Raw genomic sequence first — 18,339 nt, 5'->3', positions numbered from 1 at the left:
TAGCGTCCCGACGAGGAGGATCCGTTGCGTCTCTCCCACAGCCGCCCCACCGACCCCGGCTACACCCGCCTCCGCCACGGCCGCGGCTTCCGCTACCTCGACCCCGCCGGACAGCCCCTGCGCGACCCGGCGGAACTCGCCCGCGTCAAGGCGCTGGTCATCCCGCCGGCCTGGCGGGACGTCTGGATCTGCGCCAGGCCCAGCGGCCACCTCCAGGCCGTCGGCACCGACGCCGCCGGGCGCCGCCAGTACCTCTACCACCCGCAGTTCCGCGCCGAGCAGGAGCAGGCCAAGCACGACCACGTCCTGGACGTCGCCGAACGCCTCCCCGCCGTCCGCGAGGCCGTCGAGGGACACCTGAGCGACGGGGGCCTCACCCGCCGGCGCGTCCTCGCCACCGCCGTACGCCTGCTCGACCTCGGGTTCTTCCGCATCGGCAGCGACCGCTACACCGAGGAGAACAACAGCTACGGCCTGACCACCCTGCTGCGCGAACACTCCCGCTGCCACGCCGGCGCCGTCCTGTTCACCTACACCGGCAAGCACGCCAAGGAGATCGTCCAGACCGTCGCCGACCCCGCCGCCTGCCGCAGCCTCACCGCCCTGCTGCGCCGTCAGGGCGGCGGCGACCGGCTCCTCGCCTACTGGGAGCGGCCCTCCTGGCACGAGGTGAGCGGCGCCGACGTCAACGCGTACCTCAGGGAACTCGCCGGCCTGGAGATCACCGCCAAGGACTTCCGCACCTGGCACGCCACCGTCATGGCCGCCGTCGCCCTCGCCGTCTCCCAGAGCGTCGCCCACAGCGAGACCGCCCGCCGCCGCGCCATCAGCCGGGCCGCCCGTGAAGTCGCCGGATACCTCGGCAACACCCCCGCCATCTGCCGGGCCTCCTACATCAACCCGCGCGTGATCGAGCTGTACGAGGAGGGCGTCACCGTGGCCGCCGCACTGCCCCACCTCGGCGACGAGGGCGCGTACGGCATCCCCGCCACCCAGGGCCCCGCCGAGCGGGCCGTCCTCCGCATGCTGCGCACCAGCCGGCCGCCCGGCTGATCACGGCCAGGACGGCTCCTTGCGCGGCACCACCACCAGCTCCGGGACCACACTGCCCTCCGGCACCGACAACGCGTACAGCACCGTGTCGGCCACGATGTCCGGGCTCTGCAGCATCGACACATCGGCGTCCGGGAAACGCTCCAGGATGAACGGCGTCTCCATGCCGCCCGCGATGATCCCCGTCACGCCGATGCCCGGGCAGTCCCGCTGCGCCTCCTGGAACAGCGTGTGCGTGAACGCCCGCAGCCCCGACTTGCCCGCCGCATACGGCCCGGCCTCCGTCCACGTCCGGTTCGACGCGGTCGACAGGATGTTCACGATGCGGCCGCCACCCCTCGCCACCATCCGCCGGTAGGACTCCAGACACAGGTACATCGGCCCCAGCAGGTTCGTCGTGACCACCCGCGTCACCTCCTCCGCCGTGAGGTGCTCGATGGGCTTGGACACATCCACAGCCGCGTTGTTGACCAGCACGTCCACGTGCTGACCGTCCTCCTCCAGCTCCCGGAACACACCGGCCACCGCCTCGGCGTCCCGGACGTCCATCTCGACGAACCGAACATCCCGCCCGTCCCGCCCCAGCTCCTCGCACAGCTCCCGCGCCTGCTCCTTGCGCACATCCGCGACCAGGACCGACGCCCCCGCCCCCGCCAGAGCCCGGGTGATCGAGGCACCCAGCCCGCGCGCCCCGCCGGTGACCAGCGCCTGCCTGCCCCCAAGATCGACCCGCACTCCGCCCATGCCTGCCTCCTCCTGCCGATACCTGACCTCCACTGTGGCCTGCGCCACTACGTTCGGCATGCCGAGCGGTCACTGTGAGCAAGCACACCAGAAGTACGCAAACCCAGACGGGGCAAGGGATTTACGCCCTACGGCCCTCCCGGCAGCGCCCGTTGGCCCGCCGGGCCGGTCCACCGTCTGCCACCATGGTCGACGCTGCCCGACCGCCCCTCACGAGGGACGCGGCAGCAGACAGATCCGGTGGATCGGCCGTGCGACGCAGCCGTGTCCTGAGTTCCGCCGAATTCCGCCATCCGAGTCCACCGGACTCTTCACCCCCGTACCTCACTGTGCCTTCATCTTCTGACGCCCCCGCGCCCGCCCGCCCCTTCGCCCGCCGATTCCGCTCCGGTGACCACTCGCCGTGGCGCTCCCTGAAGTACCGCAGCATGCGCTGGTGGTCGGTCGCGAACTTCGTGTCCAACGCCGGTACGTGGATGCAGCTCACCGTGCAGAACCTGCTGGTCCTCCAGATCACCGGGTCCGCCGCCGCGACAGGCCTGTCCCTCTCGGTCCAGGCCGCGCCCGGGCTCCTGATGAGCGTCGCGGGCGGCGCCGCCGTCGACCGCTGGCCCCGCAAGTTCACCGCCGCCGTCAGCCAGGCGCTGCTCGGCGCGGTCGCCTTCACCACGGCCCTGCTCGTCGCGTTCGACCAGCTCAACCTGGGCGTCCTGATGGCGCTCGCGGCCGTCACCGGCCTCATCGCCACCGTCGACGGGCCCGCCTGCGCGCTGCTCGGCAACGACCTGGTCCGCGCCGAGGACGTGCCGTCCGCCATCGGCGTCGGCTCCCTGGTCCACAACGCCGGCCGCCTCACCGGCGCGGGCCTCGCCGGCCTCGCGCTCGGCGTCTTCGGCACGGCCGCCGCGTACGCCGCGAACGGCCTGTCGTTCCTGTTCGTCGCCGCCGTCATCCCGTTCCTGCGCCCGGTGGCGAACGCCGCCACCAAGGCCGAACCGGTCACGCCGCGCGACGACGACACCATGACGGTCCGCGAAGGCCTGGCCTTCTTCGCCCGCCGCCCCCGGCTGGTCGCCCTCGCCGGCATCACCGGCATCAGCGCGATCTTCGGCCGGAACTACAGCCTCACCCTCGCCGTCCTCGTCACCGGCCCGCTCGCGGGCGGCGCCGGCGCCTTCGGCACGGTCTCCACCGTCCTCGCCGTCGGCGGCATCCTCGGCGCCGTTCTCGGCGCCCGGCTGCGCAAGCCCTCCGTACGCCTGGTGGGCACCCTGGCCGCCGGTGGCGCGCTGCTCCAGGTCGTCGCCGGACTCTCGCCGTCGCTCGCCGTCCTCCTGGTCCTCGTCCTGCCGATGGCCGTCGTCGAGTCCGTCTCCGACACGGCCGGTACGACGGTCCTCCAGACGGACCCGCCCGCCCATATGCGCGGCCGCGTCCTCGGCGTCTGGGGCAGCATCAAGACCGTCTGGGGCCTCGCCGGCCCCCCGGCGCTCGGCCTCCTCATGGAGCTGGCCGGCGCGCGCGGCGCCCTGGTGGCGGGCGGCCTGCTCATCGCCGGCACGATCGGGGCGGGGTACCTCCTGCGCCGCCGCGGCCCGGAGCCGGTCCTGCTCCACCCGGACACCCCCGTCCTGACGGACCGCCCCGCCCTCTCCACCGCGGCCTGACGCCACGCCGCCGCGGTGGGGCCGTGCCCCTGGCCCCCACCGGCCCGCAGCCGGCCACCGGAGTGGCCGTGCCCCTGCCTCCCACCGGCCCGCGGCCGGCCGACGACCGGGGTGACCCCCTGCCCCCCACCGGCCCGCAGTCGGCCGACGACCGGGGTGGGGCCGTGCAGGGTCGTCCCCGCAGAGGTCGGCGGCGCCGTAACGGCTCCCTTCCTCGCGCCCGAGGCCGCCGGCCTCGAGGAGACGAGCCCGGAGGGGCCACGCCCCCCCCACCCCCCGGCAGGCCACCGACCCGCACGGCACCGGAGCGAACCGGGAACGGGCACCGCCCCGGGAGGAACCGCCGCAAAGGCACCGCCCCGTCCCGTTGTGCCCACCCGTTCCGCCCTGCGGAACGACTGCCCACAACGGGGGGAGGCGCCCCGCCTCAGCGGGGCGATCGCGCACAGCGGGTGGGGGCGCCCCGCCTCAGCGGGGCGATCGCGCACAGCGGGTGGGGGAGCCGTCTCAGTGGCGAGTGCCCGCAACGGGGGCGTGGAGGCGCCCCCGGCGCCGCGCCATACGCGGCACGGCGCCGGGGGGCTGGGGGGCTGGGGGCGCAGCCACCGGCCGGTTACCGGCCCGGGGGCCGGATCGGGGCCGCGGCTTGGGCGGCGCGACGGGCCAGCAGGGTCGTGGAGCGGCCGTCGAGGTACGGGAGCACCACCGCCTGGCCGCCCCAGGCGCGCAGCACCTCCGCCTCCGGCAGGTCCTCGGCGGAGTAGTCGCCGCCCTTGACCCACACGTCCGGCCGCAGCCGGCTCAGCAGCTCCGCCGGGGTGTCCCCGTCGAAGACGGCGACCGCGTCGACGCTGCCGAGGCCCGCGAGCACCCGCACCCGGTCGGGGAGCGGGTTCAGGGGCCGGCCGGGGCCCTTGAGCCGCCCGACGGACTCGTCGGAGTTGACGCACACGATGAGGCAGTCGCCGATCCGGCGGGCGCTCTCCAGCAGGCCCACGTGGCCCGCGTGCAGCAGGTCGAAGCAGCCGCCCGTCGCGACGACCGTCCCGCCCCGCGCCCGCACCTGCTCGGCCAGCACGAACGGGTCGGTCTCCGGCACCTCCCGTGGCCCGGCCGGGGGCGGCGTACGCCACAGCGACGGGTTGCCCGCGCCGCCCGCGGCGACGAACGCGGCCGCCTCGGCCACCGCCCGCTGCACCGCCTCCTCCGGCAGGGCGCCGTCCGCCAGCGCGGCGGCCGTCGCGGCGGCGAAGCAGTCGCCCGCACCGCACGCGTCGCCCTCCGCCCGGTACGGCGCCGGGACCAGCATCGGGGTGGTGGCACCCGGCCGGGTCAGCAGCACGCCCCGCTCGCCGAGCGTCACGGCCACCGCGGCCACCCGCCACCGTTCGGCCAGATCCGCGCCCCGCTCCGCGAACGCGCGCAGTGAGTCGCCGTCGCCGCGGCACAGCGCCATCGTCTCGGCGGCGTTCGGGGTGACGATCCGCGAGCCCGGCACCGGCGCGTCGCCCTTGAGGTGCGGGTCCCACACCACCGGCACCTTCGGCGCGACGGCCGCCAGGTGCTCCCGTACCGCGCTCGCGGTGTGCCGCCCGTAGTCGGCGACGAGCACGGCGTGGGCCTGCGCGAGCGTCTCGCGCACCGCCCCGTCCGGCTCGCCCGGGTCACCGCCGCCGCGGTCGATCCGCACCAGCGGCCGGCCGGACGCCAGCACCCGCGTCTTCACCGGCAGGGTGCCGTTCAGCGGCAGCTCCACCACCCGCACCCGGCCGCGCAGCGAACGCCGCACCGCCTCGCTGGCCGGGTCGTCGCCCAGCGCGGTCACCAGCACCACGTCCCGCCCGCCGCGCGTCGCGAGCGCGGCCGCCAGCCCGGCACCGCCGGGGCGGCGCTGGTCGCCCGTGACGTCGACGACCGGGGCCGGGGCGTCCGGGGCCAGCCGGGTCGACACGCCCTCGATGTCCTCGTCCAGCAGGACGTCACCGACGACCACCAAGGGCTTGTACGCGCTCATGACATCCTCCGCCGGACCGCGACGGGCGCCGCCGCGCCCGCCGCACGGGTGGGCGGCCCCGCCGCCACCGCCGCGTCGAAGCACTCGCACAGCAGGTGCACGGCCACCAGGTGAGTCTCCTGCACGGTCGCCGTCGAACCGGCCTCCACGCACAGGGCCTCGTCGGCGGCCTCGGCCAGTGGATTGGGCCGTGGACCGGTCAGAGCCCACACCCGCAGCCCGGCCCGCCGGGCGGTCACGGCCGCCGCGATCAGGTTGGCGCTGCGGCCCGAGGTGGACAGCAGCACCAGCACGTCACCGGGCCGGCCGTGGGCGGTGACCTGACGGGCGTACACCTGGTCGAACCCGTAGTCGTTGCCGATGGCCGTCACGCTGGACGTCTCGGCGTGCAGGGAGATGGCCGAGAAGGCGGGGCGTTCGCGCTGGTAGCGGCCCACGAGCTCGGCGGTCAGGTGCTGGGCCTGTGCCGCGCTGCCGCCGTTGCCGGCGGCCAGCAGCCGGCCGCCGACCGGCAGGACGGCCGCGAGATGGCCGCCCCACTCCGCGATCCGGTCCAGATGGTGGCGCCGGAACCGGCCGAGCGCGTCCTGCAGCGCCCGGCAGTGCTCGTGCGCCGCTTCGAGGGTGAGGGAAGCGAGGGGATCGGTCATGGCGTTCGGGCGTACCGCGTCCCTGGGGGACGGCGGCGGGGCCCACACCTCCTTCGGACTTCGTCGTACGGCTGGACCGTGGTCGGGCCGGTCAGGCCACACCCGTCACGGCGGGCCGGGCGGCGAGCACCGCGGCGTACTCCTTCTCGGTGGCCGCCGCGACCCGCGCCCAGCCGTACCGGCTCAGCACCCGGCGGCGGCCGGCCGCCCCACACGCCGCCCGCAGCGCGGGATCGGCGAGCAGTTCGCCGACCGCGCGGGCCAGCGCGTCGGGGTCGCGGGGCGGCACCAGCCGTCCGGTGTCCGGGTCGGCGACGGTGTCGAGCTGTCCGCCCACCGCGCTGGCGACGACGGGCCGCCCGCACGCCATGGCCTCCAGCGGCACGATGCCGAACGGCTCGTAGTCCGCCGGGCACAGCACCACGTCCGCGCTGCGCAACAGCGGCGCCACGTCCTCGGGGGCGACGCCGCCGGTGAACCGGACCCGGTCCGCGACGCCGGCCAGCCGGGCGACCTCCCGCAGCCGGCGTACCTCCGGGTCGGCGTCGAGCCGGCCGGCCGGAGGGCCGCCGACGACGAGGAGTTCCGTGTCGGGCAGCCGGCTGAGCGCCGTGATGGAGACCGCCGCGCCCTTGCGGGGCACCAGGCGGCCCAACTGGAGCAGCCGGTACCGGGCACCGCCGTCCCGCTCGGCGGCCGGGCCGTCCGGTCGGAACTGCTCGGTGTCCACGCCGCACGGCACGACACCCACCTTGTCGGTCGGTATCCGCATCCGGCTCAGCTCGAAGACCTCATCGTGGCAGGTGGCGATCACCCGGTCGCAGCCCAGGCCCACCTCTCGTTCGCGGGCGATGCGCTCGGGCGGGCTGGTGTCGGCCTGCTTCTGGTGGCGCCGCTTCACCGTTCCCAACGCGTGGTACGTGTGCAGCAACGGCAGGCGTGCCTCCCGGGTCGCCCGCAGCGAGGCCACGCCGGACATCCAGAAGTGCGAGTGCACCAGATCGGGTGGCCGGGTCCGCCACTCGCGGGCCATCCAGCGGCCGAACGCCGCCATGCACGGCAGGAGTTCGTCCTTCGGGATGGGCTCGGGCGGTCCGGCGGGCACGTGGCGCACCTCGACGCCGGGGCGCAGCATCACCCGGTCGGGGAGGTCCGGGGAGTCGCGGCGGGTGTAGACGGTGATGCGGTGGCCGCGATCGGCGAGGGCGCTCGCGAGGCGTGCGACGTGCACGTTCTGGCCGCCCGCGTCGACGCCGCCCAGCACGGCGAGCGGGCTCGCGTGCTCGGAGACGAGCGCGATGGACAGCCCGTGGCGGCCGCCTCCGGTCCGGCCGCCCGCACCGATGTCGATGTCGACCGACTCGGCATCCAGAGCGTCGACGTCGATGGCCCCGGCGTCCAGAGCCTCGGCCTCGATCGCCTCGGCCTCGGCGTCGATGTCGCCGAGCCCGTCGGCGTCATCCAACACGTCGTCGAGCGCGCCGGCGTCCACCCGGCGGCGGTGGCCCGGGCCGGTGTCCATGGGATCCAGGGGGTCGAGGGATGTCATGAGCGCACCTCCGTCATCACGCGCTCCCAGTCGTTCAGGAAGCGTTTGAGCCCGTACCGTTCGAGCGCCGCCTGCCGGGCCCGCGCGCCGTCCTCGGCCGCCGCCTCCGGCTCGTCGAGGTAGCGCCGGGCGGCCCGCGCCAGCACCTCGGGCCGCGTCGACAGCGTCCCGGCGCCGGCCGGCACCGCCTCGATGGCCTCCGTCGTGGCCAGCGCCACGACCGGCATGCCCAGGTGCATGGCCTCCAGCAGGGACAGGCCCAGCGATGTCCAGCGCACCGGATGCAGATACAGCCGGCGCTCCGCCATCGCCGCGTGCAGTTCCCGCTGCGGCAGGTCGGCGCCGCGGCACCGCTCCTCTGGTACGCCCAGGTGCGCGGCGAGACCCTCGGTACGCATGCCGAACACGTCCAGCGGCGCCGCCTCGCACAGCGCGGGCAGCAGATCCGTACCGGTGTAACGACCCCTCCGCACGGGCTCGTTGACGACGACCGCCGCCCGCGCCAGGCGCCCGGTGTACAGGTGCCCCGGGTCGACGATCCCGTGCTCGATCACCTCGGTCCGTGCCGAACCGCTGTCCCAGAACAGCCGGTTGAAGTGCGTGACGTGCACCAGCGTCAGGCCGGTGCGGTCGGCGCACGGATGACGGGTGTCGGGGACGTTCCCGTCGGGCGCGTTGTGCTCCAGGTACACCGCCGGTACGTCACGGCCCGGTCGGCGCCCGCCCAGCCAGCGCTCGGCCAGCTCGAACTCGTGCGGCCGCTGGAGGACCACCAGGTCCACCGGCGCGTCCCGCAACCGCTCGGGCGTCACCTCCCGTACCGAGTCGGGCCAGGTGAACGTACGGGCCCGGCCGCGTCCGTCCGGACCGCGGTCCGGAAGTACCGGCACCAGGTAGGTGTGGGGCCCCTGGACGAACGCCGTCGTCCAGGACCCGTGCACATGCCACAGCAGGATGTTCATGAGCCGTCTCCTCCCCTCACCGCGCCGCGTCGTCGGTGTCGTCGGAGCGGAAGAAGTCCCCGCGCCGCACCGCGTACGGGCCGATGGCCAGCAGGTCGACGGGCGACGAGCCGAAGCACTCCAGGGCGTCACGCGGGTCGTCCACCATGGGCCGGCCGGCCGTGTTGAGGCTGGTGTTGACCACCACCGGCAGCCCGGTGCGCCGCTCGAACTCGGTCAGCATCCGTGCCACCAGCGGCTCGGCCTGCCGGTCGACGGTCTGGATCCGCGCCGTGCCGTCGACGTGCACCACGGCCGGGATGCGTTCCCGCCACTCGGGCGCCACGTCGTGCACGAAGAGCATGTACGGGCTCGGGATCACGCCGTCGAAGATCTCCGCCGCCCGGTCCGCGAGCACCATCGGCGCCACCGGCCGGAACTGCTCGCGCCCCTTCACGTCGTTGAGCCGTTCCAGGTTCCCCGCGTGCCCCGGGTGGGCCAGCAGCGAGCGGTGCCCGAGCGCCCTGGGCCCGTACTCAGAACGCCCCTGGAACCAGGCCACGATCGCGTTGTCCGCCAGTGCCTGGGCCACCGTCTCCGCGATGTCCGCCGGCCGGTCGAACGGGACGGCGGCCGTCTTCAGCCAGGCGCCCAGCTCCGCGTCGGACCAGTCCCGCCCCAGGTCCGCGCCCGGCATCGGATCCGGATCGTCCCCGCCGCCCGCCGCCAGCAGCAGCGCCCCGCCCAGCGCCGTACCGGCGTCGCCGGCCGCGGGCTGCACCCAGACCCGGTCGAACGGGCCCTCGCGCGCGATGCGCGAATTGGCCACGCAGTTGAGGGCCACACCCCCGGCGAGGGTGAGGACGCCGTCGTGGGTCTGGCCGTGCAGCCAGCGCACCAGGTCCAGCAGCGTCTCCTCCAGCACGGCCTGCGCGCCGGCGGCGATGTCCGCGTGGTCCTGCGTCCACGCCTCGTCGGGGCGGCGCCGCGGGCACAGCTCCGCCCACGGCACCCCGGTCGCGTGGAACCCGCCGTCACCGGTCGGGTACACGTACCGCCGCAGCTCGGGCAGCATCCGGGGCCGGCCGTGCGAGGCGAGCGCCATCACCTTGAACTCGTCGGAGGAGCGCAGGAACCCGAGGTGGTCGGTCAGCTCCTCGTAGACCAGCCCCAGCGAGTGCGGCAGCTCCTGCGCGTACAGCGCCTCCAGCCGGTCGTGGACACGGCGCGCCGCCAGGTGCGAAGCGCGCTCGCCCCGCCCGTCGAGGACCAGCACCGACGACGTGTCGGCGCCCTCGGCGGCGAAGGCACCGGAGGCGGCGTGCGCCATGTGGTGCGGTACGAAGCGGACGATGCCCGGGTCCAGGCCCGGCAGCGTCGCCTTGAGGAAGCCGGGCGCCTCCCGCGCGTACGTCAGGCGCAGGTGGTCCCACGGGTCGTCCAGGCCCATCTCGTCGGCGGGCCGGGCGAGTTCGGGGTCGAAGGAGTACGCCACCGCGTCCAGGTCCTGGGGGCGCAGGCCCGCCCGCTTCAGGCACCAGGCGGCGGCCTTCTCGGGCAGTTCCCAGGCCGAGAACGGCACCGGTCGCTTGCCGTGCTTGCGGCGGGAGAACCGCTCCTCCTCCGCGGCGGCGACGGTGCGGCCGTCGATGACCAGCGCGGCGGCGGGATCGTGGAAGAGTGCGTTGATTCCGAGAATGCGCATGGGGTCCCAGGCCTTTCGGCGAGTCGGGGGAGGGGAGCGTCAGGAGTCGGTGTCCGCGTGGTCGCGGAACCAGGCGATGGTGCGCCGCAGACCCTCCTCGGCACCGACCACCGGCTCCCATTCGAGCTTGTCGCGGGCCAGGGTGATGTCGGGGCAGCGCACGGCCGGGTCGTCCGTCGGCCGTGCGATGAAGCGGATCTCCGAGTCGGAGCCGGTCAGTTCGATGACGAGCCGCGCCAGTTCCAGCATGGTGATCTCGGTCGGGTTGCCGATGTTCACCGGGCCGCGCAGGCCGTGGGCCGCCGCGGCGAGGATGCCGCGCACGGTGTCGTCGATGTAGCACAGCGACCGGGTCTGCAGCCCGTCGCCGGTGACCGTGAGGGGCTCGCCGTCGAGCGCCTGGCGTACGAAGGTGGGGACCGCCCGGCCGTCGTGGCCGCGCATCCGCGGACCGTAGGTGTTGAACAGCCGTACGATGCCGGCGTCCGTGCCGTGCACCTCGGCCTCGGCGGTGGTCAGCGCCTCGCCGAACCGCTTGGCCTCGTCGTACACGCTGCGCGGGCCGACCGGGTTGACGTTGCCCCAGTAGCGCTCGTTCTGGGGGTGCTGCTGGGGGTCGCCGTACACCTCGGAGGTGGAGGCGAGCAGGAAGCGGGCGCCGGAGCGGTGCGCGAGTTCCAGCGCGTGGCGGGTGCCGAGGCTGCCGGCGTCCAGCGTGTGCAGCGGGAGGCGCAGATAGTCGGCGGGGGACGCGGGCGACGCGAAGTGCAGCACCAGGTCGGGCGGCCGGTCGACGGAGAAGGGCTCGGAGACGTTCGCCTCGACGAGCGTGAAGCCGGGGTGGCCGAGCAGGTCGGATATGTTCTCCGGCCGCCCGGTGCTGAAGTCGTCGACGCACGTGACGGCGGTGCCCGAGTCCAGCAGCGCATGGCACAGGTGCGAACCGACGAAGCCGGCGCCGCCGGTGACGACGGCGTGTTTCCAGCTGCGTGAGAAAGCGGTGTTCATGCGGTCTCCTCCGTACGAGTGCGGAACGCGAACGACGCTCCAGTGCCCCCTGCACCTGCGACCAGGCTCGGCCGTACGGGGGCCGGGGGCGCGGTGGTGTGAGCCGTTCGAGTGGTCACGCACGGTGACGGAGGCCGCGCCAGAGGCGTCGGCAGGTATTCCCGGGACGGTCCGACGGGCTCATACGCCCAGGTCGGACGGGATCAGGGCGCGACGGTCTCGCTGGTGATCAGCTCCGCCAGAGCCGGCAGGCCGCCCTCCGCCAGCGCCCGGCGCTGCTGGTCCGCCGGCGTGCCCTGCTGGAGCAGCCGGTGCACCAGCGAGGCCACCTCGCGGCTGTCACCGGCCTCGTCGAGCGCGGGCGTGACGTGGTCGAGCAGCATGCACAGCACGTCGCCCGCCCGCCGCGCCCTGCCCTCCGGATCGACCAGCAGGCCGCTCAGACCATGGCGGGCGGCGTGCCAGTTCGACGCCTGGAGCAGTTCCGGCGGGCACTGCGGCAGCGGCAGGCCGGCCTTCTCCTCCCGGATGGCCGTGGCGATCAGGCCGCGGACGATCCCGGCGAACATGACCGCCGCGTCCGCGCGCAGCTGCACGTCCGCGCACCGCACCTCGATGGTCGGGTACTTGTCGGACAGCCGGGCCTGCCAGTACAGCTGGCCGGTGTCGGTGATGATGCCGGTGTCCAGCAGCGACTGCACCCGTCGCTCGTGGTCCGCGAGCGAGGTGAACGAGGGCGGCGGGCCGCTCACCGGCCAGCGCCCGAAGATCACCGTGCGCCAGCTGGCGAAACCGGTGTCCTTGCCGTCCCACAGGGGCGAGTTGGCCGACATGGCGACCAGGACGGGCAGCCAGACGCGTATCCGGCTCAGGACCGCGACGCCCATCTCCCGGTCCGGCACGGCCGCGTGCACATGCATCCCGTTGACGAGCTGTTCGGCCACCAGCTGCGGTGCCTGGGAGCGCATCGCGAGGTAGCGGGCCTTCTGCGTGACCGGCACCGGCGCCACCTCCCGGTAGGGGGCCGTCGCGCAGGCCGCGATCCGGCAGCCGTTCTTCTCCGCCGCGGTGCCGAGCGCGTGGCGCAGCCGCAGCAGATGGCCGCCGACCTCCTCCAGGTCGGTGCACACCGGCGTGGCCACCTCCACCTGCGCCTGCAGCAGCTCCGACTGGACCTCCGCGTCCTCGACGATCGGCTCAAGACCGGCCGCCGCGCGTACATGGTCCGCCAGCGGGACCGGCAGGCACGTGTCCGGATCGAGCAGCAAGTACTCTTCCTCGACCCCAATGGTGATCATGTCGCCCCGGGTACCCTCCGAACGATCGGATGAATCGGACATCATCAGCTCACCCGGTCAGCCCACATAGCGTCGAGCCGTCGACGTGCGCTGCGACTCCGCCAGCACACCCAGCCGCGCCTCCACCGCCGGCGGCACCACCCGCCGCTCCCGCAGCACCCACGGCAGCCCCGCGAGCGCCAGCCCGAACGCCCGCAGCGACGCCCGGTCGCGCGGAACCGTACGCGCCAGGTCCAGCGTCCGGCGCAGCGCGGGCCGCACCGGGCGGCGCAGCCAGCAGAACCACAGCGTGTTGCGCAGCCCGTGCACCCGCCGCAGCGTCGGGTCGCGCGCCACCGACGGCGCGTGGTGGACGGTCATCCCCGCCACGTACGCCAGCCACCAGCCCTGCGTCGCCAGATCCGTGGCGAGCAGCTCCTCCTCGCCGCCCAGCCACATCCGCTCGCTGAACCCGCCCGCCGCCCGGAACGCCTCCGTCCGCAGCACCGTCGCCGCCGCCAGGAACGACCCCAGCGCGGGACCGGGCAGCCAGTCCGGGCCCTGGATCGGCGAGTCGCGCAGCTCGGCCACGATCGGGTCCTCCCGGCCGTCCGGCTCGACGAGGATCCGCGCGGTGACCGCCCCCAGCCGGTCGTGCCGGTCCAGCAGATCCGCCGCGTACGCCAGCGACCCCCGCTCCCACCAGGAGTCGTCGTCACAGAAGGCGACATACGGCGTACGGACCCGGCGTACCGCGAGATTGCGGCCCACCGCCCCCAGATTCCGGCCCGGCGTCAGCAGCGTGACCTCAGGGTGGAGCCGGGCGACCGCCTCCGCGGTGCCGTCCGTCGAGCCGTTGTCGGTGACGATCACCGGCGGGCGTTCCGGCAGCGCGGCCAGCTTGCCCAGCGTACGCAGCAGCTCGTCGCGCCGGTTGTGGGTGATCACGACGACGGTCGTGCGGCCGTCCGTCACGCCACGGCTCCTTCCACGGCCCGGGCCGCCGCCTCCACGGCCGCCGGGAGCGGCCGGCGCTCCCGCAGCGCGGCGGGCAGCCGGCCCAGCAGGTCGCGCAGCGCCTCCCGGGCCTCCGGCTCCCGCCGTGCCCGTACGGCGATCCCTCGCGTGTGCCGCAGCGCCACCGTCAGCGGGCGGCGCAGCCACGCGGTGAGCGCCGCGTTGCGGAGCTGGACGGCGGGCCGGCCGGGCCGCACCCCGCCGACCGGGCTGTGCACGGCCACCACGTCGGGGGAGTGGCACACGCCCCAGCCGCGCGCCGCCAGGTCGTACGCCAGCAGCGTCTCCTCACCGCCCAGGAACAGGATCGGGTGGTAGCCCCCCGCCTCCAGGTAGGCCTCCCGCCGGGCCACGGCGGCGCACGCCAGGAAGCCCAGCACCGGCGGCCCCGGCAGATCGGCGACGCGCTCCAGCGGGGAGGCGGCGAGCTGGTCGTTCAGCGGGTCCGGCTCCCCGTCGGGGCCGACCCGGACACGGGCGGCGAGCAGCCCCAGCCGCGGATGGCGGTCCATCAGATCCGCCGCGCGCCCCAGCGCCCCCGGCTCCCACCACGAGTCGTCATCGCTGAACGCCACGTACGGCGTACGGGCGTGCCGTACGCCGATATTGCGGCCCGCCGCGCCCAGGTTCAGCCCCGGGGGCAGCACCGTGACCTGGGGGTGGCGGTCGGCGACGGCCTCCGGCGTGCCGTCGGTCGAGGCGTTGTCGACGACGATCAGCGGTGGTCGCTCCGGCAGCGCGGCGAGGCGGTCGAGCGTCGCCAGGAGCTGGTCACGCCGGTTGTGGGTGATCACGACGACGGTGGTGCGGCTGTCGGCGGTCACGGGCGCGGTACCTCCGGGTGGTCGAACAGGGCCTTCAGGACGTCGTCGGGCCGGATCCGCAACAGCCGGGGGTCGGGCTCCCGCCCGTGCGGGTCGCCCGGCGGCCCCGGGTGCCACAACGCCACGTGCCGCGTACCCGGAGGCGGGCCCCACAATCCGGGTGATACCGGGCCGAACAGGGTGACGGAGGGGACGCCGTACGCCACCGCCAGGTGCGCGATGCCGGTGTCGCCGCTCACCACGGCCGCCGCGCCCGCGAACAGGGCGGCCAGCCGCTCGAACGGCAGCCCGCCCCGGAACACGGTGACGTCGCCGTCCACGCCCCCTTCCCCGGCGCGCCCACCGGCTGCGGCCGCCCCGGCGGGGCCACGCGGGGCCGACGTGCCGAGCGGCCCGGCAGCCTCGTGGTCGTCCGGCTGGAGGGCTCCGTCCCGTACCCGGTCCAGCAACTCGTCCTCGCCCGGCCCGCCGGTCAGCACCACCCGGTACCCGCGCTGCCGCAGCCCCCGCACCACCGCCGCGTACCGCTCCGCCGGCCAGCGCCGCGCCCCCGAGTCGGCGCCCGGGTGCACGACCACCGCGCCGGGCGCGGGGGACGGCACGCCGGGCACCGGCAGCCGCAGATCGGCCGGGTCCGCCGGGATGCCGTACCACTCCAGCAGCCGGCACCACCGGGCGCGCTCGTGCTCGTCGGCCCGCCACCCGGGCCCCGCGATCTCCGGCGTCCCGGGGTGCGCGAACGCCAGCAGTCGTTGTGGGTGCATACGTTGCAGCAGCCGGTGGCTGGACGGTCCGTTGCCGTGCAGATCCACCGCCACGTCCGGCGGCGGCCCCTCCCACTCCAGCCGCACCGGTACGGCCCTCCCGGGCGCCGACGCCGGCAGCAGCCGGTCCACCGCCCCCGACGCGGCCGCGGGCGCCGCCAACTGCTCCGGCGCGGCCAGCACGATCTCGTACCCCGGAAAGCCCCGCCGCAGCGCGCGCAGCGCCGGCACCCCCGCCAGCAGATCACCGAGGCCGAGCGCCCGCAGCACGAGCACCCGTGGCCGTTGTGCCCGCCCGTCCGGCTCTGCGGGACGGCTGCATACAACCGGCCGGCCGGAATCTGGCGCGGTGCCGGGTGACGGCCACCCCCAGTGGATGGGGGGCGTGGCCCCTCCGGGCTCGTCTCCTCGAGGCCGGCGGCCTTGGGTACGTCGGACAGGGAGCCCGCCCGGCGCCGCCAACCTCTGCGGGGACGACCCTGCACGGCCCCACTCCGGCCGTCGCGCGGCTGCGGGCCGGTGGGTCCCCGGGCTCATTCCCCGGCCTTGAGCAGCTTCTCCACCGCCGCCAGTACGTCCTCCGCCGTCACCCCGTCCAGGCACGGATGGCCGGGCACCGGGCACTCCCGGGCCCTGGTGTCCGCGCACGGTGCCGCCTGGTCGCCCAGCAGGACGTGCGGGACGCCGTACGGGCCCCAGCGTTCGGCGGGGACGACCGGTGAGAAGAGGGAGACGATCGGGGTGCCGACGGCCGCCGCCAGGTGCGCGGGGCCGGTGTTGCCGGTGACCACCGCACCGGCCGTCGCCAGCACCGCGGCCAGTTGCGGCGGCTGTGTCCGGCCGCCGAGGTCCAGCCCGTCCCGGCCCGCGACCAGCGCGGTCAGCTCCCGCTCGTCGGGCCCGCCGGTGACGACGACCCGGTGGCCCGCCCCGGCCAGCAGCCGCACCGCTTGGGCGCACCGTTCCGGGCTCCACCGCCGGGCCTCCACGCTCGCGCCCGGGTGGACCACCACGTACGGCCCCGGCCCGGTCAGTTCCGGCGCGCCCGGCGCGTGGCGGACGCGCAGCCGCCCGTCGTCGCCCGGCGGCCGGGGGAAGCCCGCCGCCCCGGCGAGGTCCAATGCCGCCTCGGCCTCATGGGCGCGCGGCGCCCGCCGATGGCGTACGTCCAGCAGTGAACCGGGGGCGTCCACACTGTCGGCGGCGATGTGCCCGACGCCCGCCATGCGCAGCAACAGCGCGGCGGGCAGCGGGCTCTGGTGGAACGACGTCAGGACGAGCGCGGCGTCGGCGCGCGCGGCGGCGATACGGGTCACCACCTGGTCGATGTCGGCGCGCTCCACGGGCGGCGGGCTGAAGCCCACCCAGGGCGCGTCCCACACCAGCACCTCGTCCACGCCCGGCAACAGCCGCGCGGCCGGTGCCCCGCGCGGCCCGCACAGCAGCGTCACCCGGTCCGCCCGGTGGGCGACCGCTCGTACGGCGGGCCCGGCCAGCAGGACGTCCCCGAAGCTGTCGAGGCGCACGACGAGCGCCCTCATGGCCGCCTCCCCAGCGCGTGTCGTACCGCGCTCAGCAGGTCCCGGCACACGTGGGGCGCGGCCGCCACTTCCTCCGGCAGCGTCCGCGCCGTCGGCACCAGCACCCCCCGCGCGCCCGCAGCCAGCGCCGCGCCCATGTCGGAGCCGATGTCGCCGATCACCACGCACTCCTCGGGCCGCACGCCCAGGAGGCGTGCCGCCTCCACGACCAGGCCCGGCGCCGGTTTGCGGCAGCCGCAGCCGTCGTCCGGTAGGTGCGGGCAGTGCACCCACGCGTCGAAGGGGCCCAACAAGGCTTCTATGCGTGCGTTGACCGCCTGGACGTCGGCCTCCGTCAGCACTCCGCGCCCGATGCCCGACTGGTTCGAGACCACCCCGAGCCGCAGCCCGCGCTCCCTGAGCAGCCCCAGCGCCTCCCGGGCGCCGGGCATGGGGCGGACCTTCTCCGGGTCGCCGTTGTACGGGACGTCCTCGACGAGCGTGTCGTCACGGTCGAACAACACCGCCGCCGGGCGCGTCACAGGACGCCGTCCCAGGCCTCCGCCGACCGGTGGCGCAGCTCCCCGGACAGCCGGTGCCAGGTGGCGACGGCGGGGATGAGCGCGCTCGTCGCCGTCATGGTCACGATCTCGTCCAGCGTCCGCGGGCCCGGCGCGATCCGCGCCCGCGCGAACTCCGCCGTGCCCAGCGCCCAGCCCGCCGCGGCGAGGCGCGCGGCCCGCCGCCGTCCGGTGGCGGCGAGGAGCAGGGCACCGACGCCCGCCGCCGTGACCGCCGCGTGCCGCCGGATCCGGCCGCGCGGCGCCGCGGCCCGCTCCCACCAGTCGGGGCCGTGCAGCCGCTTCATCAGCGCGTCGTCCGCGTTGCCCTTCTGGAGCCGCAACGACACCCACCGGTCGGCGGGCCGCACCGGATGCTCGGTGCGCCGTTCGCCGCGTACGATCCGCCAGCCCGCGTCGATGACCCGCAGTGCCAGGTCGGCGTCCTCACGGAAGGCCCGGGGGAACCGTTCGTCGAAGCCGCCGACCGCCTTGAGCACCTCGGTGCGGTAGGCCATGTCGGCGGTCACCCACAGGGCGCCCTGGAGGCCCGCCGTGTTGCGTTCCCAGTCGGTGGGGCGGCGGTCGGCGGGCAGCGGCACCCGGACCACGCCCTGCACGCCGCCCGTGTCGGGGGAGGCCTCCGCCAGGTCGCGGGCGAGCTGTTCGCGCCAGTACGCGCTGACCCGTACGTCGTCGTCGAGGAGCACCGTCCATGGTTCCTCCACGGCGCGCACCCCCGCGTTGCGGGCCGCCGCGGGCCCGAGGCCGCCGGTGCGCAGGACGAGGGCGCGGTCCGCGAGCGCCCCCAGCGCCTCCAGTGGCAGTGGGCCGCCCGGCGGACCCGGGCGGTCGTCGACCAGCACGATCCGGCTCGGTTCGGGCCCCTCGCAGGAGGCCAGCGCGGCGAGAGCGTCGACGAGGCAGGGCCGTCCGATGGTGGGGACGACCACGGCGTACGAGGCGAGCGAGGGGATCATGCGTCCGCGCCTCCACATCCTGGGTCGGTTTCCGAAGCGACATACGGAATGCCCGTCTTCGGTCAC

The 18,339-nt window shown here is 75.4% G+C and carries 16 protein-coding genes; 2 read left to right on the top strand and 14 right to left on the bottom strand.

The window, feature by feature from the left end:
* Positions 1–24 precede the first annotated feature (24 nt).
* Positions 25–1,053: a DNA topoisomerase IB gene (locus BKD26_RS30410; RefSeq protein ID WP_084904884.1), complete on the top strand. Its 1,029-nt coding sequence runs from the start codon at positions 25–27 to the stop codon at positions 1,051–1,053.
* Here BKD26_RS30410 and BKD26_RS30405 read toward each other — a convergent pair whose 3' ends face one another.
* Positions 1,054–1,797: an SDR family oxidoreductase gene (locus tag BKD26_RS30405; protein WP_084904881.1), complete on the bottom strand. Its 744-nt coding sequence runs from the start codon at positions 1,795–1,797 to the stop codon at positions 1,054–1,056. It lies immediately after the preceding gene.
* 185 nt (positions 1,798–1,982) lie between these two features.
* Between BKD26_RS30405 and BKD26_RS30400 the strand changes: the two genes are divergently transcribed.
* Positions 1,983–3,464: an MFS transporter gene (locus tag BKD26_RS30400; RefSeq protein WP_084904879.1), complete on the top strand. Its 1,482-nt coding sequence runs from the start codon at positions 1,983–1,985 to the stop codon at positions 3,462–3,464.
* Between the two features lie 613 nt (positions 3,465–4,077).
* Here the strand turns inward: BKD26_RS30400 and rfaE2 are convergent.
* From rfaE2 to BKD26_RS30335, 13 genes are all read right to left on the bottom strand, one after another.
* Entirely contained in the window at positions 4,078–5,478 is a 1,401-nt protein-coding gene (rfaE2, locus tag BKD26_RS30395; protein WP_084904993.1) for a D-glycero-beta-D-manno-heptose 1-phosphate adenylyltransferase, read from the bottom strand.
* The gene (locus BKD26_RS30390; protein ID WP_084904995.1) at positions 5,475–6,128 is read right to left on the bottom strand and encodes an SIS domain-containing protein; all 654 of its coding nucleotides are present in this window, start codon (positions 6,126–6,128) and stop codon (positions 5,475–5,477) included. Before BKD26_RS30390 ends, rfaE2 begins: the two co-directional genes overlap by 4 nt.
* Positions 6,129–6,219: 91 nt before the next feature.
* A complete protein-coding gene (locus BKD26_RS30385) occupies positions 6,220–7,677 on the bottom strand; it encodes a glycosyltransferase (RefSeq protein WP_241518916.1) in 1,458 nt (485 codons plus the stop codon).
* On the bottom strand, positions 7,674–8,639 hold the full coding sequence (locus tag BKD26_RS30380) for a glycosyltransferase (RefSeq protein ID WP_084904876.1): 966 nt from the start codon (positions 8,637–8,639) through the stop codon (positions 7,674–7,676). The genes BKD26_RS30385 and BKD26_RS30380 overlap by 4 nt, the downstream gene beginning before the upstream one ends.
* 16 nt (positions 8,640–8,655) lie before the next feature.
* Entirely contained in the window at positions 8,656–10,323 is a 1,668-nt protein-coding gene (locus BKD26_RS30375) for a carbamoyltransferase C-terminal domain-containing protein (protein ID WP_084904874.1), read from the bottom strand.
* A 39-nt stretch (positions 10,324–10,362) separates the two neighbouring features.
* Positions 10,363–11,331, bottom strand: coding sequence for a UDP-glucuronic acid decarboxylase family protein (locus BKD26_RS30370; RefSeq protein WP_084904871.1), 969 nt, complete (start codon positions 11,329–11,331; stop codon positions 10,363–10,365).
* A 203-nt stretch (positions 11,332–11,534) separates the two neighbouring features.
* A complete protein-coding gene (locus BKD26_RS30365) occupies positions 11,535–12,629 on the bottom strand; it encodes a glutamate--cysteine ligase (RefSeq protein ID WP_084904869.1) in 1,095 nt (364 codons plus the stop codon).
* A gap of 57 nt (positions 12,630–12,686) precedes the next feature.
* Positions 12,687–13,583, bottom strand: a complete 897-nt coding sequence (locus tag BKD26_RS30360; protein WP_084904866.1) for a glycosyltransferase — start codon at positions 13,581–13,583, stop codon at positions 12,687–12,689.
* Positions 13,580–14,449 (bottom strand): glycosyltransferase family 2 protein, encoded by an 870-nt coding sequence (locus BKD26_RS30355; protein ID WP_084904863.1) that lies wholly within the window; start codon positions 14,447–14,449, stop codon positions 13,580–13,582. Before BKD26_RS30355 ends, BKD26_RS30360 begins: the two co-directional genes overlap by 4 nt.
* Positions 14,446–15,489: a glycosyltransferase family 9 protein gene (locus tag BKD26_RS30350; protein WP_241518915.1), complete on the bottom strand. Its 1,044-nt coding sequence runs from the start codon at positions 15,487–15,489 to the stop codon at positions 14,446–14,448. Before BKD26_RS30350 ends, BKD26_RS30355 begins: the two co-directional genes overlap by 4 nt.
* 257 nt (positions 15,490–15,746) lie before the next feature.
* On the bottom strand, positions 15,747–16,754 hold the full coding sequence (locus tag BKD26_RS30345; RefSeq protein WP_084904858.1) for a glycosyltransferase family 9 protein: 1,008 nt from the start codon (positions 16,752–16,754) through the stop codon (positions 15,747–15,749).
* The gene (locus BKD26_RS30340; protein ID WP_084904856.1) at positions 16,751–17,275 is read right to left on the bottom strand and encodes an HAD family hydrolase; all 525 of its coding nucleotides are present in this window, start codon (positions 17,273–17,275) and stop codon (positions 16,751–16,753) included. Before BKD26_RS30340 ends, BKD26_RS30345 begins: the two co-directional genes overlap by 4 nt.
* The gene (locus tag BKD26_RS30335; protein ID WP_084904853.1) at positions 17,272–18,273 is read right to left on the bottom strand and encodes a glycosyltransferase; all 1,002 of its coding nucleotides are present in this window, start codon (positions 18,271–18,273) and stop codon (positions 17,272–17,274) included. The genes BKD26_RS30340 and BKD26_RS30335 overlap by 4 nt, the downstream gene beginning before the upstream one ends.
* Positions 18,274–18,339 lie beyond the last annotated feature (66 nt).

Origin of the sequence: Streptomyces sp. CB03238 (assembly GCF_002099185.1) — a bacterium.
Lineage (GTDB): Bacteria > Actinomycetota > Actinomycetes > Streptomycetales > Streptomycetaceae > Streptomyces.
This window is presented reverse-complemented; position numbering and strand designations above follow the sequence as displayed.